The following is a 26,668-nucleotide window of genomic DNA, read 5'->3' on the forward strand; positions in this document are numbered from 1 at the left end:
GCCTTAAGACGACGAGCAACCAGCAAAAGTGGGCACTAGCTCGGCGCCTTCGCTTACAGTTCAGCCAGAACGCCTGCCGTCTTCACTGCGTGATCAAGAACGAATTGCAGCTTGGCGGCGTGGCCGAAACCAGGCTCATCCGGCTGCCCCTTTTGCACGGCATTTGCAAATCGCTGGAAATTGGTGATGACCGGTTCGACCTCGATCTTACGCCAGATTGCCTTGTCGGCATCGGGACCTTCACAGGCCCTGAGCGTCGAACCTTCCGGCGTGTGCACCACCTCCAGCGCGCCCTTGTCTCCATGCAGGCGCAGGCGCAATTCGTTCAGATGACCAGTCGCCCAGCGCGTTGCGTGGATGACACCGGCGGCACCGTTTTCGAGTTCAGCCATCATCAGGAAACTGTCATTTGCATCGAGCTCGTACTCCCCGATCCGATTTCCGGGGCTCTTGTCGAACACCTTGAGATGCGATGCGGCTGCCTTGACGTCACTTCCGGCGGCAAAAACCGCGAAGTCGAGAATATGAATACCGACATCGCCCAGCACGCCATTGGATCCGTGCTTTGTCGACAGCCGCCACAGCCATTGCGATTCCTTGGTCCAGTCGCCCCACGCCTTTGAGACCAGCCAGCTCTGGAGATAGGACGCTTCGAAGTGGCGGATCGCGCCGAGGCGTCCGTCCAGCACCATCTTGCGCGCTGCTTGCAGCGGCGCAACATTGCGATAGGTAAGGTTTACCATCGCAACCTTGCCGGACGCAGCAGCAGCGTCGGCCATCTCTTTAGCTTCGCGGTAGTTAACCGCCAGCGGCTTCTCGCAGAGGACATGCTTGCCGGCGCCGAGTATCTTCATTGTCGTGGAATAATGCGCGCGATCCGGCGTGACATTGGTCACGGCGTCAAACTCTCCCCAGGCAAGGGCGTCATCAAGTGACGTGAAAGTAAGTGGGATATCATGCCTGAGCGCAAAGGCCCGCAGCCGGACCTCGTCCGTATCGACAGCAGCAACAATTTTTACGTCGGCGATTTCGGAAAAATTCATGGCATGGGTGTTTGCCCATCCTCCGGTTCCGAGAATGATCAAGCGCATTTTGTCCTCATAGTCGTTTATCGAAATCATCAGCACCAAACCGTCGTCTTTCACGAGCGCCAGATGGTCTTGCCAAATGGTGAGCGACGGCTGTCAGCTCAGCGTTTTCCCGGGCCGAACGCACGCGTGGCGTCCGCGCCCAAGGAAGGTGTTTCAGGTCCTCAGCGGTAACCGGCTTCGCCGGCTTGGTGTAGTTTCGGGCCGCGTTCGACGATCGGCTCCAGTGCTTTTTCTACCGGCACATTTGGAGCGTCGGTGATACCCGTCAACGAGCCCTCAGGGTTATAGGCCCACTTCACGCCGTTGATCAGCACCTTCTGGACATTGACGTCGTGATAGGTCGGATAGGTCTCGTGGCCGGGGCGGAAATAGAAGATGTTGCCGGCGCCACGGCGCCAGGTCAGGCCCGAGCGGAACACTTCGCCGCCCTGGAACCAGGAGATGAACACCGTTTCGAGCGGTTCCGGCACCGAAAACTGCTCGCCGTACATTTCTTCGTTCTCGAGTTCAAAATGTTCGCCGATGCCGGCGGCGATCGGATGGCGCTGATTGATCGTCCACAGACGCTCGCGCTCACCCGCCTCGCGCCATTTCAGCGCGCAGGGTGTGCCCATCAGCCGCTTGAAGATCTTGGAGAAATGGCCGGAATGCAGCACGAGCAGCCCCATGCCTTCCCAGACGCGCTTGGCGACACGCTCGACGACGACATCGGAGACGGCGCCGTGATCCTTGTGGCCCCACCAGGTCAAGACATCGGTTTCGGCAAGGCGGGCTTCGCTGAGGCCGTGTTCCGGCTCCTGCAGCGTCGCCGTCGTCGCCGAGATGCTGGGGTCGGTATTCAGCGCGTTGGCGATCGTCGTGTGCATGCCTTCGGGATAGATGCCCCGGACGATGGCATTGGTATTCTCGTGGATATTCTCTCCCCACACAACGGTGCGAATGGTCACGTCGTTCTCTCCTTATAGTTAAAAAACGGATCGAGTCCTGGGAAGAACATCGACCTTGGGAACATCAGGCAGCCCGAATGGAGGCTCGCTCAAGCGAACGGCCCGACCGGTCGAAACGGTGGATGTGGCCGGCAAGCGGCGTAAGGCCAAGCGTTTGGCCGGGCGCATGGCGGGAGACTCCGGCTTCCCGCACGATGAGCGGCTCATCCGCCCCGATATCCACATAGACGAAGCTATCGGAGCCGAGGATTTCTGAATGGATGACCGTGCCGCTCCAAACGGGCGACTCGGGCGTGATGCGAACATGCTCGGCGCGCACGCCAATCGTATGGCTATCATAGGCTTGCGCCAGTTCGCCCGAGAGGAAATTCATTTTCGGCGAACCGATGAAGCCGGCAACGAAGACCGAATTTGGGCTTTCGTAAAGTTCCAGCGGCGTGCCGATCTGCTCGACGACGCCGTCCCTCAGCACGCAGATCCGATCGGCGAGTGTCATGGCCTCGACCTGGTCATGGGTCACATAGACCATCGTCGTGTTGTTCATGCTGCGATGAAGCTTCGCAATTTCCAGCCTCGTCGCGACTCGAAGCGCCGCATCGAGGTTGGACAGCGGCTCGTCGAAGAGAAAGACCTTGGGATCGCGTACGATCGCCCGGCCGATTGCGACGCGCTGACGCTGCCCGCCGGAAAGCTGTCGCGGCAAGCGGTCTAAGTAGGGTGAGAGCTGCAGCATACCGGCGGCCTGTTCGACACGCTGGCGGCATTCGCCTCTGGTGCTCCCGGAAAGTTTCATGCCGAAAGCCATGTTGTCGAAGACCGTCATATGCGGGTAGAGCGCGTAGGACTGGAACACCATGGCGATCCCTCTCTTCGACGGCGCGTGCTGGTTCACCGTCTTGTTGTCGAAGGAGAGGGTTCCCGAGGTGATGTCCTCGAGCCCGGAGATAAGCCGCAGCAGCGTGGACTTGCCACATCCCGACGGCCCCACGAACACCATGAACTCGCCCCGGCGGATGTCCATCGTCACGCCTTTGATCACCTCGAAAGCGCCGAAGCTCTTGCGGATATTCTCCAGTCGGATTTCTGCCATGTCCTACTCCCTCAACCCTTGACGCCGCCGGCGGTCAGCCCCGAAATGATCCGGCGCTGGAATATCAAAACAAGCACGACAACCGGCACGGTGACGATCACTGAAGCCGCCATGATGTTGCCCCAGGGGATCTCGAATTCGCTGTTGCCCGAAAGCAGGGCGATCGCAACCGGGACGGTTCGCTGCGTATCCGACGATGTGAACGTCAGCGCAAAAAGAAACTCGTTCCAGGCGGTGATGAAGGCGAGCAGTCCGGTCGTCACCAGCGCCGGCCACATCAACGGCATGAACACCTGGGTGATGATGACCCAAGGTGAAGCGCCATCGACGATCGCCGCCTCTTCGATCTCGATCGGCAATTCGCGCATGAAGGTCGTCAGCACCCAGACGGTGAAGGGGAGCGTGAAGATCATGTAGGAAAAGATCAGCGCGAAGGGCGTGTTGAAGATGCCGATCCAGCGGATGAGTTCGAAGAGGCCCGCAAGAACGGCAATCTGCGGAAACATCGACACCGAGAGGATGGTCAACATCAACAGTGCCCGCCCGCGGAAGTGTACCCGGGCCAAAGCGAACGAAGCGGTGATCGAAAGTAGCAGCGATGCTGAAACCACGACGCAGGCGATCATCGCGGAATTCGCCAGACTGCGGACGAAACCGCCCTGGCCCATCACGGACGTGTAGTTGCCGAAGGAGATCGAGGTCGGCCAATAATCGACTTTGAAAAGGGCCGTGCCGGTCTTCAGGCTCGTGAGGATCGCATAGTAGAACGGAAATACCGCAATGATGACGATGATTGTGACGAGCAGGTAGAAAAGCGTATTCTTGACGATCGAAAGCAGCATCAACGTTCCTCCCCGCCGAGCTTGACGCGACCGAGCCAGATATAAAGGACGGTTACGGAGGCAATGATGAGGAAAAGCACCGTTGACGCGGTGGCGCCGTAGGCGAACTTGTCGAAGTCGAACAGGTTCTCGCGCGCCATGACCGACATGGTCTTCGTCTGCGCATTGTTGGGCGTCAGAACATAGATCAGGTCGAAGATGCGCATCGCATCCAGCATCCGGAAGATCACGGCAACCATGATTGCCGGTCGGATCAGCGGCAGCGTCAGACGCCAGAAAACCTTGACCGGATTGACGCCGTCGATCTTGGCAGCCTCATAAATGTCTCCCGGAACCATCTGTAGTCCCGCAAGAATCAGAAGCGCCATGAAGGGCGTCGTCTTCCAGACATCGACGATCAGCACTGCGATCATCGCCGTTTCCGGATTGGCGGTCCAGGCAATCTTCTCACTGATAAGACCGAAGCCGAGCAAAATATCGTTCAGGATGCCGAACTGATCATTGAGCATCCAGGCCCACATCTTTGCTGAGACGATGGTTGGGATCGCCCAAGGAATGAGGATTGCGGCCCGTACGATCCCACGCCCGACGAACCGTGCGTTCAGCACCAAGGCGACGATCAGTCCGAGCACGGTCTCGATTACCACCGAAAGGACGGTAAACTTGGCAGTGTTCCAGACGGCGTTCCACCAGACCGGATCGGCAAGCAGTCCGCGATAGACGGTCCTTCCGCTCTTCAGCGTCACCCACGACAAATAATTGTCAAAGCCGACGAACTGCGCATCGCCAAGGTCGTTCAGCGACGCATTCGTAAAACTGAAATAGATCGTTCTGAACAGCGGCCAGCCAGCGACGATTGCCAAGATCAACAGCGTCGGCGCCAGAAACATCCATGCCGATCGGATGCGCTCGGACCGCAGCTCCGTGGAGGATCTGAAATGGGAAACCCTGGGCTTGACTGCTTGTGGAACTACGATTTCGCTCATGCAACGACTATCCCTCGCTAGCTCGTCCGAAGACCGGACCGGCGGCCTGACAGCCGCCGGTCGGAATACTCACCAAGCGTCGCCCTTGAGGGTCGTTAGGTCGGCTTCGAGAAGCTCGAGGTTCTCGGCAGCTGAGCCGCTGCCTGACAAGGTATTGTGCACTGCAGTCCAGAACTTCGAGGACACCTCGTTGTATTTCACCTTGGCCGTCGCCGAAGGGCGTGGCACCGCGTCCTGGAAAATGGGTTTCCAGTTCGGCATGAAGGGCTGCGCGGCAGCAACATCCTTGTCGTCATAAAGATCCGTCAGGGTCGGCAAATTGGACAGTTCGATGGCACGTGCCTTTTGAACGTCCTTCGACGCCAGGAATTTTACGAGCGCGATGGCTGCGTCCTGCTTTTCGGAATATTTCGAAACCGCCAGGTTCCAGCCGCCGAGTGTCGAAGACGGCTTATCGCCGACGGCCGCAACCGGTAGCGTCATCACGTCGAACTTGCCCTTCACCGCGCTGTCGGCACCGTTTCCGAGAGAATAGGCATACGGCCAGTTGCGCATGAAGACGGCGTTGCCGGTCTGCCAGACGCCGCGCGATTCTTCTTCCTGATATGCGAGCACCCCTGGCGGCGAGATCGTGCCGATCCAGCCCTTGGCCCGCTCGAGCGCTGCTGCCGCCTTCTCGTTATTGATCGAGATGGTCCCGTCCGGCTCGACGATCTGGCCGCCGCCGGACGACTTCACCCATTCCAGTCCGTTGCAGGTCAGCCCTTCGTAGGAATTGCCCTGGAAGACGTAGCCCCAGAGGTCCTTCTGTCCGGCCTGGCGTTCTTTATCCTGAACCTCTTTGGCTGTCGCAGCCATCTCGTCCCAAGTCTTCGGCGGCTGTTTTCCATATTTCTCTAGCAGGTCCTTTCGGTAAAACAGCGCCGGAGCATCGGTAAACAACGGCAACGCCACAAGCCGGCCATTGACAGTCTGAGACGCGATGATCGACGGGAAGAACTGGCCGACCACGTCCTTGGCTGCCTCCTTCAGATCGACGAACTGCTCGGCAAGCTGCGGCGCCCAGATGACATCGGTCTGATAAACATCGACGTCCTTGTTTCCAGCAGCAAGCCACAGGCGATATTGGGAAAACTGCTCGCTGCTCGATGACGGCATGGTGACGAGCTTGACATGATTGCCGGTATTCTTCTCAAAAATTGCAAGCTGCTTGTGAAGGAATTCGACGTTTTTGCCGGTGGTATTTGCGGCAAACGAAATTTCAGCGGCACAGACAGAGCCGGCAGCGATGGCGACGCTGAGTGCGGACAAGGCTAAAGCAAACTTTTTCATGATCTCCTCCCAGAAATTGAAATCGATTTGGCAACCAGACCATTGCAGAAGGCCGCAGAGGCGTCAAGCCATTACGATTGTCGATCTTCAGTTGTATTATGATGGGAAAATGCCATATATACAGCGATTAGAGGTACTTCTTGACCTCGCGAGCAAAGATTCAATGTCAAGAAATTGAAATCGATTTCAATTTTTGCCGGATTGGCACTTGCCCGTTGCGCATCGCCAACGCTTCGTCCATTGATTGCCGGGACAAAGAAGACATTCGATGAAACTTCGTGAATTTGCAAAGCAGCTTGGGCTCTCACCGACGACGGTCAGCCGTGCGCTCAGCGGCTATCCCGAGGTGAGCGAGGCCACGCGCGCCCGGGTTGCGGGCGAAGCAATGCGGCTTGGCTATCGCCCCGATATCAATGCCGTGCGGCTAAAGACCGGGAGAGCCGGGGCGATAGGCGTCATGATGGGGCGTTCGGGAGAAATCCATTTCGCTGAATTCATATCGGGGATGGCGCAGCGCTTGGAAACGGCCGATACCGATATTCTCATCACGCCTATTACCGCGCACAATGATGACGACGAAATGCAGGCCTACCGACGCCTGGTCGAAAGTCGCCGAGTGGATGCAGTGATCATTCATTCGCCGCGCCCCAAGGACCCGCGGATCGAGTTGCTGAACAGCTTGGGCCTGCCTTTCCTGGTTCACGGCCGCTCGGAGACCGAGCACGTTCACGCGTGGCTCGATATCGATAATGAAAATGCCGTGCGTAGAGCCACCGAACACCTGTTCGATCTCGGGCACCGGCGCATTGCCATGATCAACGGCCTGCGGGGCAAGACGTATTCGATCCATCGCGAACATGGTTTTCGGATTGCCCATCAGGAGCGTGGGCTCGTCGTCGATCCCAACCTGATGGTCTGCGATAAATTCTCCGACGAGAGCGGCTTTCGTCATGCCCGCTCTTTTCTGGAGAGCGCGAATGCGCCGACCGCCATCGTTGCCGGTTCCACGATGACAGCGCTTGGTGTCTACCGTGCCGTCCGTTCGCTTGGGATGACGGTGGGTCGGGATGTGTCGGTCATCGCCCATGACGACGTCTTCCCTTATCTGACGGCAGAAAGCATGGTACCGTCACTCTCGACAACCCGATCGTCCATGCGTGCCGCGGGCACGCGATGCGCTGAGCTAACGCTACAGCTTATCGCTGGACGTGCCGTGGATGAGGTTCACGAATTGTGGCCAGTCGAACTGATCCTGAGGGAAAGTACCACCCCGCCGCCCTGACGGAGAGCAACCTCTCGATACGGAAAGGCTCTAAAGCTGATCGATCGCAGGTACCTTGCCGGTCAGAAACGCCAGAGCCGCTGCGCCGACGAGGCCCGAGTTCTGATCCAATGCTGCCAGCATCACCTTGACATCTTTGAATGCCGGCATTGCCGATTGTGTGATGTAGCCTTGAATGCCGGGTTGGAGCCGGTCGAACTCGTGGGAAAGCCCGCCTCCCATCACAATGATATCCGGACTGAAAATGTGGATCAGGCTGGTGAAGCCTCGGCCGAGAATTTCCGCTTCTTCGTCAACCAGTTGATTTGCCAGACGATCGCCATTTCTCGCGGCTGCGAAGATGCTGCGGCTGTCGATGACACCGCCATCGCTGCCTATCGTCGTCCCGCTCGATTCCATCGCCCTTATTTGAGCGCGTCGTGCAAAAGCCGGTCCGGATCCGTAGGCCTCGAAGCAGCCCCTGTTGCCGCAAGGGCAGAGCTCTCCATTCGGCACGACCGACATGTGCCCGACATGGGCGGCCATGCCCTTGCGGCCGCGCACCACGCGACCGTCCGAAATAACGCCGCCGCCAATGCCGGTGCTGACGGTGACATAGACGAGATTATCAAATCCCTTGCCAATTCCGAACTGCCACTCGCCGATGGCAGCGGCAATAGCATCATTCTCGAGGTCGACTGCAAACGGGAACCGCTTCTGCAACTCCGCCTTCAGCGGAAAGTCGACAAAGCCCGGGAGGGTCGGGATATCGGTGGCGACGCCCGTGACCGTATCGAGCGGGCCTGGAGCGGATACTCCGACGCCCACCACCGAAGCCGGGTTCGATGCCGCGAGCAGTCCATCGGCCAGGCCACAAATCTGGGCGAGCACGCGGTCGGGGCCCGCCAGCGCATCCGTTGGTTCGGCTGCGCGCGCCAGAATCCTGCCGTGCTCATCGACAAGGGCAGCGCGGACCTGCGTCCCACCGAGGTCGATTCCAATGGCAACCTGCTGCATGTGAAGACCATGAGTTAGAGTGCGCGGAGCCATGCCATACGCTCGTCGAGCGATGGCGCATTGAAAGCCAGGGAGCCGAGAACGACCGTCTCCGCACCTGACTGGCGCAGGAGAGGCACGGTGTGCTCGCGAATACCGCCGTCGGCCGCAAGCACGATCCGATGCGCCGCACCGCAGCCGGCGATGATCTGCTTGGCCTGTTGCAGCCGGGCGCCGGCCTTTTCGTCGAGGCCCTGGCCCTTCACGCCGATCGCCGTGCCGAGCAATGTCACGAAACTCAGCCGGGAAACATATCTTTCGACCCGCTCGACGGGGGTATCTACCTTGAGAACCATGCCGGCTGCGACACCGCGACGGTCGAGAAGATCGAGAGCCTGGTCGGCGACGCTTTCATTTTCAACGTGAAGACTGATCAGGTCGCTGCCCGCATCGGCGAATTGCTCGATCTGCGACAGGATGATGCTGTCGGCGACCATCAGGTGAACATGGATCGGGCGCGCGGAGACTTTGCGCACCCCGGCAACGAGGTCGGGGAAAAACAACATGGCCGGCGCGAAATGGCCATCGGCGACATCGATATGCAGAATGTCGACGTGAGGATCGACACGCGCGAGATCATCCGCCAAATGCACGAGATCGGCCGACCAGACGGAGAATTCCGCGATCAGGCGATCCTTCGGAAGGTCTTCGATCCAGGTCCTGGAGGGGGTCGTCATTGTTTCAGAGCTCCTTCAGATAATTGCTCATGGCAAGCCGGAAGTCCGCGACATATTGCGGACGGCTCTCAGTCTTCGGGGTGATCTGCGCGAAGCGCGCGCCGGCAATCCGCTCGGCAAGCGCGCGCGCATAGGCGAGAGGATGAATGCTGTCCCGCTCATGGCCGATGACGAGCGTCGGCGTAGTGAGACCGCGGACTTCCTCTTCGGTCACATCAGGACCGTCATTTGAGATCCTGGTGAGCAGTTCGGCGGTCACATCCAAAGGCGTGCGGGAGAAAAAACCGGCAAGCGAGGCCAGATTGTCCGGCGCCTCGGCGGCGAGCCGCAGGCCCACCGGCCCGGCCAGGAATGCGGCCTTTGCCTCGCCCGGCGGCAGAGTTTTCACAAGCCGCCCGACTTCAGCATTGGGCGCCATATTCTCCGGCGCCGACGCCGTCAGCCAGGCCGGCCTTGCAATGATCAGAGCCTTGACAAGATCGGGCCGTTTGACTGCGAGCCGCAAGGCGATCGCAGCCCCCATCGAGATGCCGCCGATCACGACCGGCCATGCGAGGTTTTTCTCGATATAGGCGGCGATATCATCGCAGAAGGTCGCGATCGACATTTGCTCCGGATTGCCGGCTTGGGACTGGCCGTGGCCGCGCGCTTCGATCGTCACCCGGCGGAAACCCATGTCGGGCGGAAAGACCTCATCGGTCTGCGCCGCATCTCCGCATAGGCCATGCTGGAAGATGACGGACACGCCCTCGCCCGCCGTATCCACATTGAGAATGGTCCCGTCGCTGGTTTCGAACGGTTGACCTCGTCTCATCTTCCTGCCTCCGCAGAATTACCGTCGAGGCTATTCTTCAGGAAGGCCGCCACACCGGCCGCCTCCGAGGCCGAAAGACCATGCGTGACGAGACTGCCGTCAAAACCGATCGCCTTGAGACGGCCGAGATAATGCCCATAGTCGAGGACACCCTTGCCGGCGGTCGCGAAACGACCGTCAGGATTGCGGTCTTTCGCATGCGCCATGACGATCCGATCGGCCAGGAGGTCGATGGCGGAAGACACGATGCGCCGCTGCTCATCCAGCGTCGCGACCTCGAAGAGATTGGCCGGATCGAGCACGATCTTGATGCGGGGGCTCGTCAGTGCCGTGATCAGCCGATCGGCTTTCTCAGCCGAGTTGACGACATTGGCAAGCTCGGGCTCGATGCCGAGGTCCACATCATAGCGCTCGGCAATCTCGATGGCCGTCTCCATGGCTTCGAGGAGATCCCGCCACGCCTCCGGCGTGTCGTTGTCGGCGTGGGCCTTCCACTGGTCGATGGGGTCGCGCGTGCCGGTGCAGAGCGTAATCAGGTCGGTCGACATGCCGGCGCAACGCTCGGCCAATGTCGCCAGATTGCGAAGGCCGGCCTCGCGCACGGCGGGATCCGGATGGATCATGTTAAAGGTGCCGGAAACGGCAACGATCTCGACGCCGCTGCTCAGCGCAGCGTCGGCGACCGAGCGGGCCTGGGCTTGCGTGATGATCTCCGGCATCGGCGGAAGGCCAGAACAGGCCATATTGTATTGGGTGCAGGTGAACCCGGCCGCAGCGACCGAATTCAAAACGGTCAAGGGCTCCGTTCCCTCGAAGGTCTTTGCGAAGATCCCGAGCTTCATCACACGCCGCCCGTGACGTCAGCCAGCGCAACCGCCTTGCCGCTTTCGGCCGAACGCGCGACGGCGACCATGGCTCGTACGGATGCCACGCCATCATCGATGTCAGCGCCTTCCATCACCGCGCCGTCCAGAATGGTGCGGGCGAAGCCTTCGACCTGGCGGCGGTAGAAATGGCCGTCGGCGCCGAGAACGCGATGGGTGGCGCCGTCCGCTTCGCGGAAAATGTCCACCTCGCTGCTCTTGTAGTACCATGGGTTATAAGTCTTGCCCAAAATGCTGCCATTTCGGCCATAGATCTGGAAGCCTTCGTGCCAGTCCATGCGCACCTGGACGGTGAGATCGAGATGGCCGAGCGTGCCGGAGGCAAATTCCACGTCCACGAACCAGCACCAGATGCCCGCGCGCTCGGACAGGCGCGCGTTGACGGAAACGATGTCGCCGGCGAAATAACGTGCGGTGTCGATCAGATGGCAGCCGTGCGCAAGCATGTAGTAGCGCCGCAGGTCGGCTTTCGGATTGGCCGAGGGCTTTTTCGCATTGGCGCTGGTGACGATCAGGGGCTGGACCGCATCGGTCATCGGATAGCGGTGCGTGCTGTCGCAATACCAGGCTTTCAGAGCGACCATCTCGCCCATTTCATCGCGGATGAAGGATTTGGCAGCCTGGAGCCCCGCGTCGAAACGCTTCATGTGCCCGACCTGAAACACCTTTCCCGACGTCTCGACAGCGGCCTTCAGTTCAAGGCATTCCTCAATGGTGACACCGACGGGTTTCTCGCACAGGACATGCTTGCCCGCCTGAAGAGCGCGAATGGAGGCCGGGACGTGAAACGCATCGGCGGTGGCGATGATCACGGCATCGAGGTCGGGATCGGCCAGCATCCTGTCGTAGTCGTCATAGGTTTTTTCCGCTCCGTGGGTGATTGCCATACGTTCGCGGAGATCCTCGGCAACGTCGCAAATCGCATAGAGGTCGGCATTGGCCGCCTTGGTGCAGCTCTCGAAGTGCGCGGCCTGGGCAATCTGGCCCGCTCCCAATACGCCGATGCGGAGACGTCGTTCCTGTTTTGCTGGCATCGATGAGCCCTTCTTTCGCTCGTCACTTCAGAGCGCCATATGCGTTTGAGGATGGAAAAAGTGTAGTTTCGCCGGGTCGATTGCCAGATCGATCGATTGACCTGTCTCGACCGCACTGACCGCTTCGAACCGCGCGACGGCGTTGGCGGCCCCGCTCAGGTCTTCGACGGCATCGGGATCGCCCGAGTCGATCCGGACCGCGTCGATCTTCAAATGCACGATCAGCTCGGAGCCGAGCTCCTCGATCGACTTCACGACCACCGGGATCGTCGGATACGAAGCACCGGACGGCAACCGGCTGTCATAGAGATCCTCAGGCCTGACTCCAAAGATCACGGAATTTCCCTCGAAGGCGGAAAGACCGGGCGCGCGTTCGAAGGCGCCGTCGGTCAAGGGAATGGAGAAGCCCGGCAGATGAATTCGCCGGCCTTCCAGACGCCCCTCGAACAGGTTCATCGATGGCGAGCCGATAAAACCGGCGACAAAGGCGTTGACCGGGCGGTGATACAAAGCCTTGGGCGTATCCACCTGCTGAAGCACGCCGCCCTTCAGCACCGCGACCCGATCGCCCATGGTCAGCGCTTCGGTCTGGTCATGCGTCACGTAGATCGTCGTCACGCCCAGCTGTCGCTGCAGGCTGGCGATCTCCGCCCGCATCTGCACGCGCAGCTTCGCATCGAGGTTCGAGAGCGGTTCGTCCATGAGGAATGCCGCCGGCTCGCGGACCATGGCGCGGCCCATCGCAACACGCTGGCGCTGGCCGCCGGAAAGCTGTGCGGGCTTGTTGCCCAACAAGGCTTCCAGCTGCAGGATCTTGGCGATCTCATGCACGCGCTTGGTGCGTTCGGCCTTGCTCTTTCCGGCCAGCTTCATCGAGAAAGCGATGTTGTCGAACACGGTCATGTGCGGGTAAAGCGCATAGCTTTGAAAGACCATGGCAATGTCCCGGTCCTTGGGCGCGAGATCCACCACGTCCTGGCCGCCGATGCTCAGGGTTCCGCTGCTGATTTCCTCGAGCCCGGCAATCATGCGCAGCGCAGTCGATTTTCCGCATCCGGACGGACCGACCAGGATCAGAAACTCGCCGTCATGGATCGTCAGGCTCAGATCCTTGATCGCATGGTAGCTGTTGCCATAGGTCTTGCAGATTTTGTCCAGTACAACCACGGCCACGTCTCGTCCTCCCGTACCAGTCGGATCACATCTTCAGACGGCGCTCCCCGCCGTCTCCGATCCTTTCGACAAGAAGGCTCAGGACTGCGCCTCAAAGTCAACAAAAGAATCGAGGTATGACTCGCCAGAAAGTGCCGATAATTCGGTATATATATCTGAAAAATATATCTATTTATGATGTTTAGTTGCGAGATTTTATTTTTTATCGCGCGTAATTTTTATGGCCGTGCTGCAGGTGTTGAGATCTCGCCGTGCGATCAATTATCCACCAGAGAGGTTTCACTCGACCGATCGGCCAGCGTCGACATCAGGCACCCCGCGCTCATTCCCGGCATTGGGGCAAAGCGAGCGGCACCGGCGCATTCTCCGCCGCCATCCATGCCAGGCATGTCCGGTTGTCCGGCAGGCCCCGGCGCCCTCCCCGTGCGGTCACGGAAATGGCGGCAGCCGCCGTAGCATAGGCAACGCAATCCAGCGGGCTTTTCCCTTCCGCGAGGGCAAGAGCGTAGGCCCCGTGAAAACAGTCCCCGGCGCCTGTGGTATCGACCGCTTGTACTGGATAAGCCGGCACATGCCACCGGACGGCATCGCCACTCTGGCGGAGGTAGGTCCCCCGTTCGCCATCAGTGAGGACAACAGCGGACCGATCCGCAGACCAGAGCTTGTCCAGGATCATCGTCGGATCACGCTTGCCGGTATATTCCTGCCCGAAGGCGAGCGGCAGCACCAGATGGTCAGCGAAAGCCAATATCCGATCCGTCGTGGCACCGACCGTCCATTCGATATCGGCAATCACGGCTAGGCCCAAGGCACGTGCGCGGGCCACGACGCTTTCCGAGTGCGTGGCATAACCGTCGATCAGCAGCACCGGGGCCTGCAGCAGAACATCGTCGGGCAGCGCATCCGACGTGCCGTGCAGCACATCGTCGTCATAGGCAATGAACCGGTCGCCGTCGGGACCGACCGTGATCACGGAGCGGATCGGAGCGGCATCCGCATGGCGGGGAGCCAGCGATATGTCGACGCCGTCACGCTCGAGTTCGCTGCCGGCCACATCAGTCGCGGGCTCATCGCCGAGCCAGCCGATGAAGCCGGCGCGCCCGCCCAGCCGGGCGACGGCAACAAGGGCCGTCGCCACGTTGCCGCCATGGTCGGTGGCGCGTTTCGTCACCTTCCCCTTGCCGGCCGTCAGCCCCCGATCGACATAGATGATGTCATCGATTGCCAGGGCGCCGAAGCCCAGAACCTGGAAAGGGCGCGACACGCCTCAAGCACCGGCCGCCGCCAGCGCGTCCTCTGGCGCCATCCCCTTATGAATGACGAGCTTGAAGGCGCGCGCGGCCATGGTCGTATCGCCATGACCCCAAAGGTTGCGACCGACAACCGCGCCTTTGGCGCCAGCGCGCAACGCTTCGGAAGTCTGGACGAGCGCTCCGAGCAGCGTATCGGTCTTCGGGCCGCCGGCGATCACCACCGGAATCGGGCAGGTCGCAACGGTCTCCCTGAAGGACTCGAAATCGCCGGTATAGCCGACCTTGATCACGTCGACGCCGGCCTCGAAGCCGATGCGCACCGCATAGGCAATCTCATCCGGCGTGAACACGATCTTGCCGCCGTCGGAGAAATCACGGGGATAGACATGGGCGACGACCGGCATCTCGAAACGGGCGGCGGCGTTGACCGTATCGGTGAGCCAGCGGATATACTCTCCTTCGGTGGCGCCGCGCACGGGAATGGCGACCGCCAGAGCGTCCGCACCATAGCGCACGGCATCCTCCGGGGTGGCAATGAGCTGGCGAATGCGGTCGTCGGCGGTGAAGCAACCGCCCTGAATGACGAGCGCTGCCTTTCCGGCATATTCCGACCAGAGGTGACGCGCCGCACCAGGCTGGATGCTGATGTAGTCCGGCCCCCCCGCCATGACGCGCCGGAGCGCGCCCGGCAGGTCGGCAAGCCCGCCCTCACGCACATTGCCATAACCGACAAAATGATCGACGGCGCCTCCGAACAAATGACCCGAGGGGTTCGAGAACAGGCGTGCGAGGCGGACTTTGGTTCCGAGACCCATGGCGAGACTTCCCTTTGTGATGGCTGGTTTTTCAATTGTTGGAGAACCTAACTCGAAAACAAACAAACATTCAATATTTCGATTTCTTTCGTTTTTACGTGGCGAGGGAATTTTTGACGTGCATTTTCGTCGTTCAACGGCTAGTTTTGCAGCAGAAGCCGTGAGCTGAGAGCTCATGCTTTCGTTTTTCAAAAGTCAGATAGTCGCAAAAAGCGACAGTCGGGATCACATATGCTTGCAGAACAGAGGCGGCAGCAGATCATGCTGGAACTTCAGCGGGTGGGTCAGGCACGCACCCGCCAGCTGGCTGAATTCTTCGAGGTCTCGGAAGTGACGATCCGCTCCGATCTCGAAATCATGGACGCGAAGAAGCAGCTGATCAAAACGCATGGCGGCGCGATCGCCCTGCCGTCCGACTCGCCGGCGGCGGCCTTCGAGGAACGCATGCAGCGCAATTTCGATGCGAAACGGCGTATCGCCCAGATGGCTGCGCGGCAGATCATCGACAACCAGTCGATCGTCTTCGACAGCGGCTCGACGCTGCTGCAGGTTGCCATGCAGATGCCGCCGGTCAACAACGTCGTGGTTGCGACGACGGCGATGAACATCGCACAACATCTGATGTACCGGCCAGGGCTCGACGTGCACATGATCGGCGGCCGCGTGTTTCCGAGCACCGTGAGCACGATCGTTTCGGACTCCGACAAGGCGGTCGGTGGCCTCGTCGCCCACCAGGCCTTTGTCGGCGCCCACGCGATCGATCAGGCCTTCGATGTCGTCGACGTCTCCGAGGACATCGCCCGGACCAAGCGCAACCTGGTTCGCATGGCCCGGCGTGTCGTCCTCGTGGCGGATTCGAGCAAATTCGACATCGGCGCCTCCTCGAAAGCCTTCTCGCTGTCGCGTGTCGATCTGATCATCACCGACAGCAACATGCCGCACAGCATCCGCCACCGGCTGGACAAGCTCGGCGTGGAGGTCCGCTACGCGTGACCTGCCGTCCACCTCTTCGCTGCGTAAGAACGCCAGCAGAGACTTGGGCTCCGATCGACGGTTCAGGCCGACAGCGGGGAAAACGAGGCCGGCTAAAATCCGAGACGTCGAAGCGTCTCGCGGTTCACGCGAACCGCCGCGGCGGGATCGGTTCCGGCGTGGTCCGATTCTTCCTCGACCACGATCCAGCCGGTAAACTTCGGCGCATCCCGAACGGCCGAAATCACGGCAGGCACGTCGCAGACGCCGTCGCCCAGCATCGCCCAGACGCCACCGGCGTCGACATCCTTCAGATGCACGTAGCGGATACGCTCCCAATAGGCCGCCAGCGTATCGCCGATCTGCTGGCCGCCACGCAGGATATGGCCGGTATCAGGCACCCAGCCCGCGCGCGAATCCAAGAGAGCAAACAGGCGGTCATAGTCCTCGCGGGTGAAGAGGAGCGTGTTGTGGTGCGAGGAAGGATGGACGGCAACGGCGACACCGGCCGACTGCCCAATCTCGGTCGCACGATTGTAGCACTCGGCCGCAATGGCGAACTTCTCATCGCGCGGGCCATCCGAAACGACCGTCGCCGATCCCATCGAGACCATCGCACCGGGAAAGTTCGCCGCGAAATCGACCCATCGCCGCGCCGTGTCGAGATCGGAGGCAATCTTTTCCGCCACCGTGAAGCCGCTGGCGGAGCCGAAGGCAAAGGAAACCAGCGTCAAACCGGCGTCTGTCAGAGTACGGGCAAAATCGGCAGGATTGAGCGCGTAGTGACCGATCATCGTGTCGGTGATTTCGATGCCGGTATATCCGCCATCGGCGACGGCGCGCACCAGATCGTCCGGGCCGCCGCTCCAGCCTGCGCCGAGCATCTCCCAGGTGAATGTCTGGCAGCCGATCTGCAGCTCAGCATTTTTCATATCTTGGTCCTGACCTATCTATTGATAACAGCCGATACCGAAGTCCTCGGGCCATTTCGCCTCGCCGGCCGAAAGCCCTTCCGCAGGGAGTGCGGATCGAAAACCGGAAGGGCGGCTCTTCTTCGGAGATTGCGACCCCAGTGTCTTGTCATTACGTACGGTCAAATGTTACCGTGCGTCAATATAATTTATTCCCTGCGCTTAAAACGTAACGCACCCTCAACTCTCCGCAGCCGCAACGGCAAAATCAGGTTCCTCGATGACACAGACCAATGGCATGAAACTCAGGATCGGCGTTGTGGGATGCGGCAACATTTCGCTCGCCTATATGCGCAACGCGCCGCTGTTCCGCGGCGTCGAAATCATTGCCTGTGCAGATCTTAACGCCGACGCCGGCAAGCGCCGCGCGGCGGAATTCAATCTGCGCGCGGCCGACGTCGATAGCCTCATTGACGACAAGGACATCGACCTCATCCTCAATCTGACGATCCCGGCTGCGCATTTCGACGTTTCGATGCGGGCGCTGTCGGCAGGCAAGCATGTCTTCACCGAGAAGCCGCTCGGCGTCACGGCCGCGGAAGGACGCCGGCTGGTGGATGCGGCCGCCACCAAGGGCCTTATGCTCGGCTCGGCGCCGGACACGTTCCTGGGGGCAGCCGGACGCCATGCCCGGCGGCAGATGGAAGCCGGCGCCATCGGCAAGCCGGTGACGGGAACGGCCTTCATGATGGGGCGCGGCATGGAGCACTGGCATCCCGATCCCAGCTTTTACTACCAGGCCGGCGCCGGCCCGGTCATGGATATGGGGCCTTACTATCTGACGATGATGGTCAATCTCATGGGGCCGATCCGCCGTGTGCAGGCGGTCGCCACAAGCGGGCAGGAAGAACGGCTCATCACCGCCGAGGGGCCGAAACAGGGCACCACGTTCAAGGTCGGCACGCCGACCAGCGTGCTGTCGCTGCTGGAATTCGATTGCGGCGCCACCGTCACCTTCGGCACCTCCTGGGACGTCTTCCGCCACTCCAACCACCCGATCGAGCTCCACGGTACCGAAGGCTCGCTGCGCCTGCCCGACCCCGACAATTTCGGCGGCTCCGTCGCGCTCTCCAGCCGTGGCGCTCCCTGGCAGGAAACGGATACATCAGGCGAACTCTTCGGGGCCGTCAACTGGCCGATCGCCGCGCCTGATCGCGCCAACTACCGCATGCTTGGCCTTGCCGATCTCGCGCGCGCAATCATCGAAGGCCGCACGCCACGCGCTTCGGGCGATCTCGCCCTGCATGTGCTCGAAGTCATGGAAGCGATCCTGCGTGCGGGTGAAACCGGCGTCGCGCAGACCATTGCGGGTATCGTCGCGCAGCCGAAAGAATTGCGGGAAGACGAAGCAAGGAGCTTGCTCGCATGACGCAACTGGACGAATCCGCCAAACGCGCCCTGGCATGGCCTGGCGATCCGGAAACGGCGGTGGAAAGCTGCACTCCGGCGCAGGCGCGGCAGCAATATCTGGACAGTTTCGCAGGCATCCAGTGGCCACTCGAAGAGGTGGCAGAGATGTTGGAAAGACGTGTGGGCGCCATCAGGGTGAAGATATGGCGCGGCCAAGCAGCGCCGCGCCAAGGGGCGCCGGCCCTGCTTTATCTCCATGGTGGCGGCTTTGTGATCGGCGCGCCGGAAACCCATGAGGATATCTCCCGGACGCTTGCCAATATGGCAGGCGCCGTCGTGGTTTCACCCGATTATCGCCTGGCACCGGAACATCCGTTTCCGGCCGCGATCGACGATTGCGCTGCCACACTTGTTTGGATGACGGAGCAGGCCGATGCACTCGGTATTGATCCCTCGCGCATTATCGTCGGCGGCGATAGCGCCGGCGGCAATCTGGCCGCCGTCGTTGCCCTCCTGGCGCGGGACGGACAGGTGCCGGCCGTCATCGGCCAGGTGCTGATCTATCCGGTGACCGACCAGTTGCAGGCCGCAGACAGCTACTCACGTTACGCAGAGGGTTTCGGCCTGACGGCAGCGGCGATGAAATGGTTCCGGGACCACTATCTGCCGGAAGCCGCGAGCAGGTCGGACTGGCGGGCTTCGCCGCTCAGCGCGATGTCGTTGGCCGGTGTGGCGCCGGCCTTCGTGATCCTTGCCGGACACGACGTGCTGGTCGACGAAGGGGCAGGCTATGCCGAGCGGCTCAGCCGGGAAGCGCAGGCCACAAGCCGGACCTGGCCCGGACAGATCCATGGCTTCGTATCGAAGAGACGGGCCATTCCGGAGGCGCAAGAGGCGCTTGAGGCCATTGCAATGGCGTGGCGCACCATGGACCCCGCGCTTACCCGCTGAGGCCGTAACCCTCGCCGGATCTCAAGCCGACCGGATCTCAAGCCGAGTCGCGCATGACAAGCGTTGCCTCAAGGATCACCTTGTTCGTGGCGGGGGTCGTTCCGTCATCCTCGCTCTCGATATGCGCGAGCAAAAGCTCCACGGATTTCGCGGCGATCTCGGATGCGTTCTGGGCCATCGTCGTCAGCGACGGGCAGGTATATCGGCTCAGCGGGTGGTCGTCGTGCCCGGCGATGCGCACGTCGCAAGCCTCGTTCCGGCCGATTTTCAGTCCCGAGGCGAATGCCGCCGCCATCGCGCCGAAGGCGAACCGGTCGTTGGCGCAGAGGAGCGTTTTGCCGGGAAGTCCGCCATTCGCAAGCATCCTCTGCATCTGCTCGTATCCGAGACGCTCGAACTCCCAGGAAGGCGGCGCGTCGCAATCGATGACGAGCGGGGAATGCCCTTCCCTCGCCATGGTCGCGCGATAGCCCGCCTGCCGCTCGCCGGCATTTTCGGTCATATGCGGAATTTCCAGGAAGATCGGCGGCTCACCGGATCGGCAGAGATATTGCACAATGGCTGCCATGCTTTGCGCGTTGTCGTTGCCGACATAGGGAAGGTCACCGCTGGCAGGATTGTCGAAGCAAACGACGGGGATTGCATCCCTTAGTCTTTCCAGCGCGGAACGCCGCGAACCGGCGCCCAGCGGCGCCACGATCGCACCCGCGACCTTCAGCGAGAGCAAGGTCCGCACGGCCTCCGCCTCCAGCTCGGGCCGCGTGTGCGAGGAGATCTGGACAGGCCAGAATCCCCTTTCGCGCAACTCCAGCTCGATCAGCGACACGACCTGCACATAAAAGGGATCCGACATGGTCGGGACCAGAATCCCGATATTCCTGGTCCGCTTGCGATTGAGATGCCGCGCGAAAAGATTCGGCTCGAAGTTCGACTTCTTGAGAGCCGCCTCGATACGCTTGCGGGTCACTTCCTTGATCTGCGAGGGATCATCGAAATATTTCGACAGCGTCGGACGCGATACGCCGGAGGCGGCCGCAAAATCGTCCATCGATTTATAACTTTTCTTGGCCATTCAGTTCCTTAATCGGCGGCGCGACGGTGCGCTGAATCGAAAATGATGTCGCATCACACGCATTCGGCAATTTGTACAGGGTGGTCTTCGTTTTCCGGAATCGGGGAAAATCAACGGGCAGGCCGGCATGACTTTTCGCTGCGGACCCGGCTCTCTTTCGAAAAACGAAATATTCTCCTCTCTTGCGACGTCAGGTGCTCGCGCCGCATGGTTGCAAAAACGCTTGTTTCAGGCCCCGAATTCGAAAATTTGCGGTGAGGACGGCGGGCGTCTCCGCTTTTCGTTTTGTTGGGCAGACTTTCATTTGTTTACGAAAGTAAAGAAAAAAAGCGTCACAAGCAACACAAATGCTCCGAAAAAATTCGGACGATAGCGAATAATTTTGTTATTATATTTCAATTAGTTGTGTGCGAACTCGCCATGAATACGGGCCTCCCATTTTTTCTCGATCGCAGTTCTTCATTGACAGATAGGCGCCTTAGGGAACCTACTTTGCCTACGATCTTGAGGAGGATCGATTAACTGAAAATCTATGGGAGGCACACATGAATATCAGAAAATTCAGCGTGACGATGCGGGCTGCCGTGGCGGTATGGGCGCTCTGCGCCACATCGGCGTTTGCCGACACCACCATCGAATTCATACAATGGTGGGAACCCGAAATGCCGTCCGGGGCGCTGCGCGGCATCATGAACGATTTCGAGGCCGCCAACCCCGGCATCAAGGTGACGCTGGTCAGCGGCCCCTATGCCACGACGCGTGACCAGATCGTCGTCGGCGCCGCCTCCGGAACGCTGAGCGACGTGGTGGGCCTGGATGGCGCCTGGGTAAACGGGCTGGCCAAGCAGGGCGCAATCGCCTCCATGGACGAACTGATGGACAAGGCGAAGTACGACAAGAGCCAGATCACCGATATCGTCAAGGTCGATGGCAAGAGCGTGATGTTCCCGCTCGCTTCCTTCGTCTATCCCGTCTTCGTCAACCTCGATATCGCCAAGGCATCCGGCGTCGACAAGTTGCCGACCACACGCACGGAATTCGCTGAAGCCGCGAAGAAGATGACCGATGCGCCGAAGAACCAGTATGGCTGGGTCCTGCCGCTGTCGCTGCAGTCGCCGAGCGGAATCCAGAACGACGTCATGTCCTGGGTCTGGGCCTCGGGCGCCTCGATGCTGAAGGACGGCAAGCCGGATCTCGAAAATGACGCTGTCGTCGGCACGCTCGATTATATCGCGTCCCTCAACAAGGAAGGCGTTATTTCGCCCGGCATTTTCGCCAAGAAGGAACAGGACAAGGTCGAGGAATTCGTCAACGGCCGCGTCGGCATGATGGTCGACTCGCTCGCCCACGTGAACCTCATCCGCGAGCGCAATCCGAAGCTCAACTTCGGCATCTCCGCCTTGCCGGCCACTGACGGCTACACCGGCAAGCGCGGCATGCCTTATGCCTCCTGGGGCATCGGTATCAGCGAAGGCAGCCAGCACAAGGAAGAAGCCTGGAAGCTTGTGGAATATCTGATGAGCCCAGACGTCAACGGCCGTCTGGTTTCGATTGCCAACGCCTTCCCCGGCAATGTCCACGCCAAGCCGGATTTTGTGGCATCGGACCCGATCTTCGCCGAAGCTTTCAAAATCTTCCAGAGCGGCTATCCTGCCAATGAATTCGTCGGTCTTCCGGTTGCCGAAGAGCTGATGCGCGACATGAACGTCGAAGTTCAGAAGATGTTCGACGGCGGGCAGTCGGCCAAGGACGCGGCTTCCAATACCCAGAAGGCCTGGCTCGCGAAGTTCTAAAGCACGTCGCTTTCACGAATCACCGGCAGCGCCAGATTGCGCTGCCGGTGCAAGTCGTCAAATCTCGGCAGAATGGGAACTCACAGCTCATGAATCATTCCGCTCCGGCTCTGGTCGCTGCGCACGCCAAAGCGCCAAGAAAAGGATGGCTTCGTTACAGCACCTTGAGGAAGCTGGTGCCGTATTTCTACGTGTCGCCCGCCACTCTGCTGCTTGTTCTGCTGATGCTGTTCCCGATGGTGATGGTCTTCAAATATTCGCTGATGGACGGCGCCATCATGAAAAAGGATGCGGCGTTCGCAGGCGTCCAGAACTACCTGACCATCTTCGAGAATCCGGTCTTCTGGCAGTCGGTCGCCCAGACGCTTTATTTTACCATCATGAGCGTCGTCTTCCATTTCATCATCGGCCTGGCCTTCGCGCTGCTGTTGAACACCAACCGCGTCGATCCGCTCATTCGCAGCATCCTGCGCGTGCTCTTCATCCTGCCCTGGCTGTTCACCGCCGTCATCATCGCCATCATCTGGCGCCTGCTGCTCGATCCGAACGGCGTCGTCAACAGCGTGCTGATGGCGCTCCATATCATCAACTTCAAGGTCGAGTGGTTCTCTTCGACGCGCACCGCCATTCATGCATTGACCTTCGCAAACATCTGGGCGGGTTACCCGCTCTACATGGTCAGCCTGCTCGCCGGCCTCCAGGGCATTTCGAAGGAGCTTTACGAGGCAGCCGGTATCGACGGTGCCAACGAACTCGAAAAATTCTGGTACATCACCATTCCGCAATTGATGCCGATCATCATCAGCATCGCGCTTCTCGACTTCATCTGGACGATGCAGGTTTTTCCACTCGTATGGATGACGACGGGCGGCGGTCCGATCTATTCGACGGAAGTGCTCTCGACTTTCACCTACAAGCTCGCCTTCTCCCAGTATGAGTTTTCCCTGGCTTCGGCGAGCGCGATGATCATCCTCATCATTTCGATGAGCGTCACCTACTTCTACATCAAACACCAGCAGCGCAGGTGACCGCCATGGCAAAGCGTTCCTTCAAAAGCTCGGCATTGCCGACCATCCTGACCTATCTCGGCCTGGCGATCGGCCTGGTCTTTTCGACCTTCCCGATCGTCTGGATGTTTTTCAGTTCGCTGAAATCGAATACGGAAATCTTCGCCCTTCCGCCGCGGCTGCTGCCGGATGACTTTACGGTGGCCGCCTATCTGACGATCTTCAACGATCCGGTGAAAGTGCGCTTCTTCATCAACAGCTACTTCGTCGCCGGCGTCGTCACCTGCCTGACCCTGGTTATCGCCATCCTGACCGCCTACGGATTCAGCCGCTATCAGTTCCGCTTCAAGAACACTTTGAACATCTTCATCATCAGCACCCAGACCGTTCCGCCGATCACCCTTCTCATCCCCTATTTCGGCATGGTGGTCGCCTTCAGGATCTTCGATACCTATCTGGCGCTGATCCTGACCTACATGGTCTTCACGCTGCCTTATGCCATCCTGCTAATGACAGGCTATCTCAATACCTTGCCGAAAGAGCTGGACGAGGCCGTCCTTGTCGACGGCGGCTCGAGCTGGACGGCGCTCTGGCGCGTCATCGTTCCGGTCTCCATCCCCGGGATCGTCGCCACGGCGGTCTACACGTTTCTGCTGGCCTGGAACGAATTCCTCTTCGCGCTAACGCTGACGAAATCGATGGATCTCAGAACCGTTCCGATCGGTATCCAGCTTCTGATGGGCCAGCACGCCTTCGAATGGAACGAGATGATGGCGATGAGCGTGCTTGGTTCCCTGCCCCTTCTGGTACTCTACCTGGTTGCCCAACGCTATTTCCTGGCAGGCATGACCGCCGGCTCGGTCAAAAGCTGACGGCTGGTGGCCACGGCTGCGCAGTATGATTTCGCGGAATTATTTCTCTAGAGCCGTCACCCCGCCATGACACGAAGTCGATCGTCGTTCATTCACCTGCGGCTGCTGCTTGCAAGATCGTTCTCGCAATATCAGCAAAACCAAGGCCGGCGGGCTGCAACGAGACCCACTTCGGTGCGTACTGCAATTGCGGAAGGACGGGAATGATATTGTTGACGCCGAAGGAGTTGCGGATAAAGCCGAACATCGGGGCATCGTTTCGAGAGTCGCCGACGAAGGCGGTAACGGCGGGAGTTTCAGCCGGGTCGATACCGAATATCTCGGTTAAGACGCGTTCGCTCATCGACCGCTTGTCGTAATTGCCGATCCACGTGTTGATGTGAATGGAGCTGATCGCAACCGTTCCGCCAATGGCTTTTATGCTGGACGCGAGATCCTCGACCTCATGCGGGTCGTGACCCTGGATATCGATCGCGACGTCCGCCAGCCGGAAGACCTGATCGTGGGCAATTCTGAACGTCTTGCCCCTTCGCGAAACCAGCTCTTTCACTGACTGGAGATGCAGGCGTTGGCGCTCAGCCTGCAGGGTGGCATCTTCCCAATAGTCGAAGACGACTGCGCCGTCCCTACGGGTGACACAATATGCGCCGCTTTCGCCGACGACCGCGGCCACCGGCCAGGCACGAACGATGTGTTCGCACCAACCGGCGGAGCCGCCCGTAACCGGCACGACGGCAATGCCTGCCCGGCTGAGATCCCAGAGAGCTTGGTAGGTTTGCGGAAGTAGCTTGCCTTCGGTGGTCAGGGTATCGTCGATGTCGGTGAACAGGTAGCGCACGTCCCGTAACTCACGAGCTGATGGCGCAAGGTCTACATAGCTCATGCCATATCCTCGCTGCATGTCACCACGTCCAAGCCGCTCTCGGAGAGGGCATTGGTGGCGGCCGCTTCGCCAGGCAGCCGATCCGTATAAAAGCGGGTGAGTTTGCTGAATGGCGCCACACGCACGGAAGCGTTTCGCGTCCACTTGCTGACGTCTGCAGCCAGAATCTGCGTTTGTGAATTCTCAAGGAGGGCATTGGTGATTTGGGCTTCGCTATAGCTGAAATCCATCAGACCGTTGAGCGGGCTTAGAGCGCCTGCGCCGACGACGGCGTAAGTCGCATAGAATTTTTCGACGAACCTGATCACATCCGTGCCCACCACGTCGCGATCGTCGTGACGCAAAAGGCCGCCCGTCAAATGCACCTCGACACTCGGTGCATCGCAAAGGCTCAAGGCGACGTGGATGTTGTTGGTAATCACCGTCAGGCCCTGGTGATCACGCAGCGCCTCGGCAACGAACCGAACCGTGCTGCCGATCCCCAGGAACACTGTCGCGTCGACCCCTATGTCGGCGGCGACGCGCTTGGCGATAAGCCGCTTGGCCCTTCGGTTGAGCTGGGCGCGAGCGTTGAGCGAGATGTTGCTGCCCTCGACCGGCAGGTCGACGCCACCGTGGAAGCGGCGCGCGTGCCCGAGATCGCACAATGCATTGATATCGCGACGGATCGTCTGCGTCGTCAGATCGTACCGACGTGCCAGTTCCTCGATGTACTGAACACCGTCCGTTTCGATCAGCGCAAGGATCTCACGTTGTCGGCTCGATATGATCCGCTGCCCCATCGCCGCTCCTTACGTGAGGTAGACACTGGGGTCGTCTGTTATCACCCCAGTCAAACCCACCTCCCAGAAAGACGCGAGCAGCTTGGGATCATTGCAAGTCCATGCCCGCACCGCGATGCCGCGACGCACGGCCTCCTCGAGAAACCCGACACTCAGAGCCTTGTAGTCGAGATGGATGGTCTTTGCGGGAATTGACCGAAGGATATCCAACCAATCCGCGGGCAGGTTGCTCCACAGCATGGCGAGCTCGTAGCTTGGATCGACTTCGTGCATTCCCTTCAGCGCAGCGGCATCAAAGCTCGAGATCATGATCTTGGTGTGCGCCGCCCGCCCTTTCAAATGTTCATCAACGACTTTGACCAACTGGTCGAGTGATTTGTGATGAGCATGCTGCTTGATCTCGACGTTGGCATTGAGACCGAGTTCGCCCAAGGCGGAAACGACACGGGCCAGCGTCGGCAGCGGTTCGCCTTTGAATTTTGGGCTGAACCACGAGCCAGCGTCGATTCTCGCGAGATCCGACGCGTTGAGGTTGGCCAGATTTCCCTTTGACGAGGAACAGCGGTCGATGGAAACGTCGTGGATCACGACCGGCGTACCGTCGGCAAGAAGTGCAACGTCGAGTTCGACCCATTCCGCGCCCTGGTCCGCGGCCGCTCGAAAGGCAGCAATCGTATTTTCAGGCGCAACGGCAGAAGCGCCTCGATGTGCCTGAACTTCACCGCGTCTCGGCCCGGATCGCGACTCTACGGTCGTCATC

At 60.0% G+C, this 26,668-nt stretch carries 26 protein-coding genes; 7 read left to right on the forward strand and 19 right to left on the reverse strand.

Translation table 11 applies throughout. The features are described from left to right. Nucleotides 1-53: 53 nt before the first annotated feature. From FHT75_RS27955 to FHT75_RS27980, 6 genes are all read right to left on the reverse strand, one after another. Complete coding sequence (locus tag FHT75_RS27955) at nucleotides 54-1,091, reverse strand: Gfo/Idh/MocA family protein (RefSeq protein ID WP_047619775.1); 1,038 nt, start codon at nucleotides 1,089-1,091, stop codon at nucleotides 54-56. A 161-nt stretch (nucleotides 1,092-1,252) separates the two neighbouring features. Next, nucleotides 1,253-2,038 (reverse strand): ThuA domain-containing protein, encoded by a 786-nt coding sequence (locus tag FHT75_RS27960; protein WP_132575455.1) that lies wholly within the window; start codon nucleotides 2,036-2,038, stop codon nucleotides 1,253-1,255. Nucleotides 2,039-2,102: 64 nt separating this feature from the next. Continuing rightward, entirely contained in the window at nucleotides 2,103-3,128 is a 1,026-nt protein-coding gene (locus FHT75_RS27965) for an ABC transporter ATP-binding protein (RefSeq protein ID WP_047618987.1), read from the reverse strand. Nucleotides 3,129-3,139: 11 nt separating this feature from the next. Then, on the reverse strand, nucleotides 3,140-3,970 hold the full coding sequence (locus tag FHT75_RS27970) for a carbohydrate ABC transporter permease (protein ID WP_047618991.1): 831 nt from the start codon (nucleotides 3,968-3,970) through the stop codon (nucleotides 3,140-3,142). Further along, nucleotides 3,970-4,956 (reverse strand): carbohydrate ABC transporter permease, encoded by a 987-nt coding sequence (locus tag FHT75_RS27975; RefSeq protein ID WP_097596090.1) that lies wholly within the window; start codon nucleotides 4,954-4,956, stop codon nucleotides 3,970-3,972. The genes FHT75_RS27970 and FHT75_RS27975 overlap by 1 nt, the downstream gene beginning before the upstream one ends. A 69-nt stretch (nucleotides 4,957-5,025) precedes the next feature. Further along, entirely contained in the window at nucleotides 5,026-6,288 is a 1,263-nt protein-coding gene (locus FHT75_RS27980; protein ID WP_097596091.1) for an ABC transporter substrate-binding protein, read from the reverse strand. 268 nt (nucleotides 6,289-6,556) lie between these two features. On the opposite strand from FHT75_RS27980, the gene FHT75_RS27985 reads away from it, so the two are divergent. Then, a complete protein-coding gene (locus tag FHT75_RS27985; RefSeq protein ID WP_028758610.1) occupies nucleotides 6,557-7,570 on the forward strand; it encodes a substrate-binding domain-containing protein in 1,014 nt (337 codons plus the stop codon). A 30-nt stretch (nucleotides 7,571-7,600) separates the two neighbouring features. Here FHT75_RS27985 and FHT75_RS27990 read toward each other — a convergent pair whose 3' ends face one another. From FHT75_RS27990 to FHT75_RS28025, 8 genes are all read right to left on the reverse strand, one after another. Beyond that, nucleotides 7,601-8,566, reverse strand: coding sequence for an ROK family protein (locus tag FHT75_RS27990; protein ID WP_097596092.1), 966 nt, complete (start codon nucleotides 8,564-8,566; stop codon nucleotides 7,601-7,603). Nucleotides 8,567-8,580: 14 nt separating this feature from the next. Then, nucleotides 8,581-9,282 carry a ribulose-phosphate 3-epimerase gene (locus FHT75_RS27995; protein ID WP_097596093.1) on the reverse strand — a complete coding sequence of 234 codons (702 nt, stop codon included), beginning with the start codon at nucleotides 9,280-9,282 and terminating at the stop codon, nucleotides 8,581-8,583. A 4-nt stretch (nucleotides 9,283-9,286) separates the two neighbouring features. Then, complete coding sequence (locus FHT75_RS28000; protein ID WP_097543801.1) at nucleotides 9,287-10,096, reverse strand: alpha/beta fold hydrolase; 810 nt, start codon at nucleotides 10,094-10,096, stop codon at nucleotides 9,287-9,289. Further along, the gene (locus tag FHT75_RS28005; RefSeq protein ID WP_063473709.1) at nucleotides 10,093-10,938 is read right to left on the reverse strand and encodes a sugar phosphate isomerase/epimerase family protein; all 846 of its coding nucleotides are present in this window, start codon (nucleotides 10,936-10,938) and stop codon (nucleotides 10,093-10,095) included. The genes FHT75_RS28000 and FHT75_RS28005 overlap by 4 nt, the downstream gene beginning before the upstream one ends. Further along, entirely contained in the window at nucleotides 10,938-12,014 is a 1,077-nt protein-coding gene (locus FHT75_RS28010; protein ID WP_097596094.1) for a Gfo/Idh/MocA family protein, read from the reverse strand. Before FHT75_RS28010 ends, FHT75_RS28005 begins: the two co-directional genes overlap by 1 nt. A 27-nt stretch (nucleotides 12,015-12,041) precedes the next feature. After that, nucleotides 12,042-13,187, reverse strand: coding sequence for an ABC transporter ATP-binding protein (locus FHT75_RS28015; protein WP_063473711.1), 1,146 nt, complete (start codon nucleotides 13,185-13,187; stop codon nucleotides 12,042-12,044). A gap of 322 nt (nucleotides 13,188-13,509) precedes the next feature. Further along, on the reverse strand, nucleotides 13,510-14,451 hold the full coding sequence (locus FHT75_RS28020) for a PfkB family carbohydrate kinase (RefSeq protein ID WP_047619006.1): 942 nt from the start codon (nucleotides 14,449-14,451) through the stop codon (nucleotides 13,510-13,512). Between the two features lie 3 nt (nucleotides 14,452-14,454). Next, complete coding sequence (locus FHT75_RS28025; RefSeq protein ID WP_063473712.1) at nucleotides 14,455-15,255, reverse strand: class I fructose-bisphosphate aldolase; 801 nt, start codon at nucleotides 15,253-15,255, stop codon at nucleotides 14,455-14,457. A 231-nt stretch (nucleotides 15,256-15,486) separates the two neighbouring features. Here FHT75_RS28025 and FHT75_RS28030 point away from each other — a divergent pair, with 231 nt between their 5' ends. After that, complete coding sequence (locus FHT75_RS28030; protein ID WP_028758619.1) at nucleotides 15,487-16,248, forward strand: DeoR/GlpR family DNA-binding transcription regulator; 762 nt, start codon at nucleotides 15,487-15,489, stop codon at nucleotides 16,246-16,248. A gap of 92 nt (nucleotides 16,249-16,340) precedes the next feature. Here the strand turns inward: FHT75_RS28030 and FHT75_RS28035 are convergent, their stop codons facing one another. Continuing rightward, nucleotides 16,341-17,159 (reverse strand): sugar phosphate isomerase/epimerase family protein, encoded by an 819-nt coding sequence (locus FHT75_RS28035; protein WP_097596095.1) that lies wholly within the window; start codon nucleotides 17,157-17,159, stop codon nucleotides 16,341-16,343. Between the two features lie 259 nt (nucleotides 17,160-17,418). On the opposite strand from FHT75_RS28035, the gene FHT75_RS28040 reads away from it, so the two are divergent. Together FHT75_RS28040 and FHT75_RS28045 are read left to right on the forward strand one after the other, a co-directional pair. Then, nucleotides 17,419-18,567, forward strand: a complete 1,149-nt coding sequence (locus tag FHT75_RS28040) for a Gfo/Idh/MocA family protein (RefSeq protein WP_047619015.1) — start codon at nucleotides 17,419-17,421, stop codon at nucleotides 18,565-18,567. Continuing rightward, nucleotides 18,564-19,499: an alpha/beta hydrolase gene (locus FHT75_RS28045; protein ID WP_183845293.1), complete on the forward strand. Its 936-nt coding sequence runs from the start codon at nucleotides 18,564-18,566 to the stop codon at nucleotides 19,497-19,499. The genes FHT75_RS28040 and FHT75_RS28045 overlap by 4 nt, the downstream gene beginning before the upstream one ends. A 37-nt stretch (nucleotides 19,500-19,536) precedes the next feature. On the opposite strand, the gene FHT75_RS28050 is transcribed toward FHT75_RS28045, so the two are convergent. Beyond that, complete coding sequence (locus FHT75_RS28050; RefSeq protein ID WP_047619020.1) at nucleotides 19,537-20,571, reverse strand: LacI family DNA-binding transcriptional regulator; 1,035 nt, start codon at nucleotides 20,569-20,571, stop codon at nucleotides 19,537-19,539. Nucleotides 20,572-21,116: 545 nt separating this feature from the next. Between FHT75_RS28050 and FHT75_RS28055 the strand changes: the two genes are divergently transcribed. The 3 genes from FHT75_RS28055 to FHT75_RS28065 all read left to right on the forward strand — a co-directional run bounded on the left by FHT75_RS28055 (nucleotide 21,117) and on the right by FHT75_RS28065 (nucleotide 24,243). Beyond that, a complete protein-coding gene (locus tag FHT75_RS28055; RefSeq protein ID WP_063473714.1) occupies nucleotides 21,117-22,364 on the forward strand; it encodes an ABC transporter substrate-binding protein in 1,248 nt (415 codons plus the stop codon). 89 nt (nucleotides 22,365-22,453) lie between these two features. Beyond that, nucleotides 22,454-23,392, forward strand: a complete 939-nt coding sequence (locus tag FHT75_RS28060; protein WP_028758669.1) for a carbohydrate ABC transporter permease — start codon at nucleotides 22,454-22,456, stop codon at nucleotides 23,390-23,392. A gap of 5 nt (nucleotides 23,393-23,397) precedes the next feature. Further along, the gene (locus FHT75_RS28065; RefSeq protein ID WP_028758670.1) at nucleotides 23,398-24,243 is read left to right on the forward strand and encodes a carbohydrate ABC transporter permease; all 846 of its coding nucleotides are present in this window, start codon (nucleotides 23,398-23,400) and stop codon (nucleotides 24,241-24,243) included. A gap of 88 nt (nucleotides 24,244-24,331) precedes the next feature. Here FHT75_RS28065 and FHT75_RS28070 read toward each other — a convergent pair whose 3' ends face one another. Genes FHT75_RS28070 through FHT75_RS28080 form a run of 3 tightly spaced genes read right to left on the reverse strand, consistent with a single transcriptional unit; the run spans nucleotide 24,332 to nucleotide 26,667 of the window. Beyond that, complete coding sequence (locus tag FHT75_RS28070) at nucleotides 24,332-25,126, reverse strand: HAD-IIB family hydrolase (RefSeq protein WP_048338470.1); 795 nt, start codon at nucleotides 25,124-25,126, stop codon at nucleotides 24,332-24,334. Continuing rightward, on the reverse strand, nucleotides 25,123-25,908 hold the full coding sequence (locus FHT75_RS28075) for a DeoR/GlpR family DNA-binding transcription regulator (RefSeq protein ID WP_047619028.1): 786 nt from the start codon (nucleotides 25,906-25,908) through the stop codon (nucleotides 25,123-25,125). The genes FHT75_RS28070 and FHT75_RS28075 overlap by 4 nt, the downstream gene beginning before the upstream one ends. Nucleotides 25,909-25,917: 9 nt before the next feature. Continuing rightward, nucleotides 25,918-26,667 (reverse strand): glycerophosphoryl diester phosphodiesterase, encoded by a 750-nt coding sequence (locus FHT75_RS28080; RefSeq protein WP_047619032.1) that lies wholly within the window; start codon nucleotides 26,665-26,667, stop codon nucleotides 25,918-25,920. Nucleotide 26,668 lies beyond the last annotated feature (1 nt).

Source organism: Rhizobium sp. BK112, assembly GCF_014193215.1.
GTDB lineage: Bacteria > Pseudomonadota > Alphaproteobacteria > Rhizobiales > Rhizobiaceae > Rhizobium > Rhizobium anhuiense.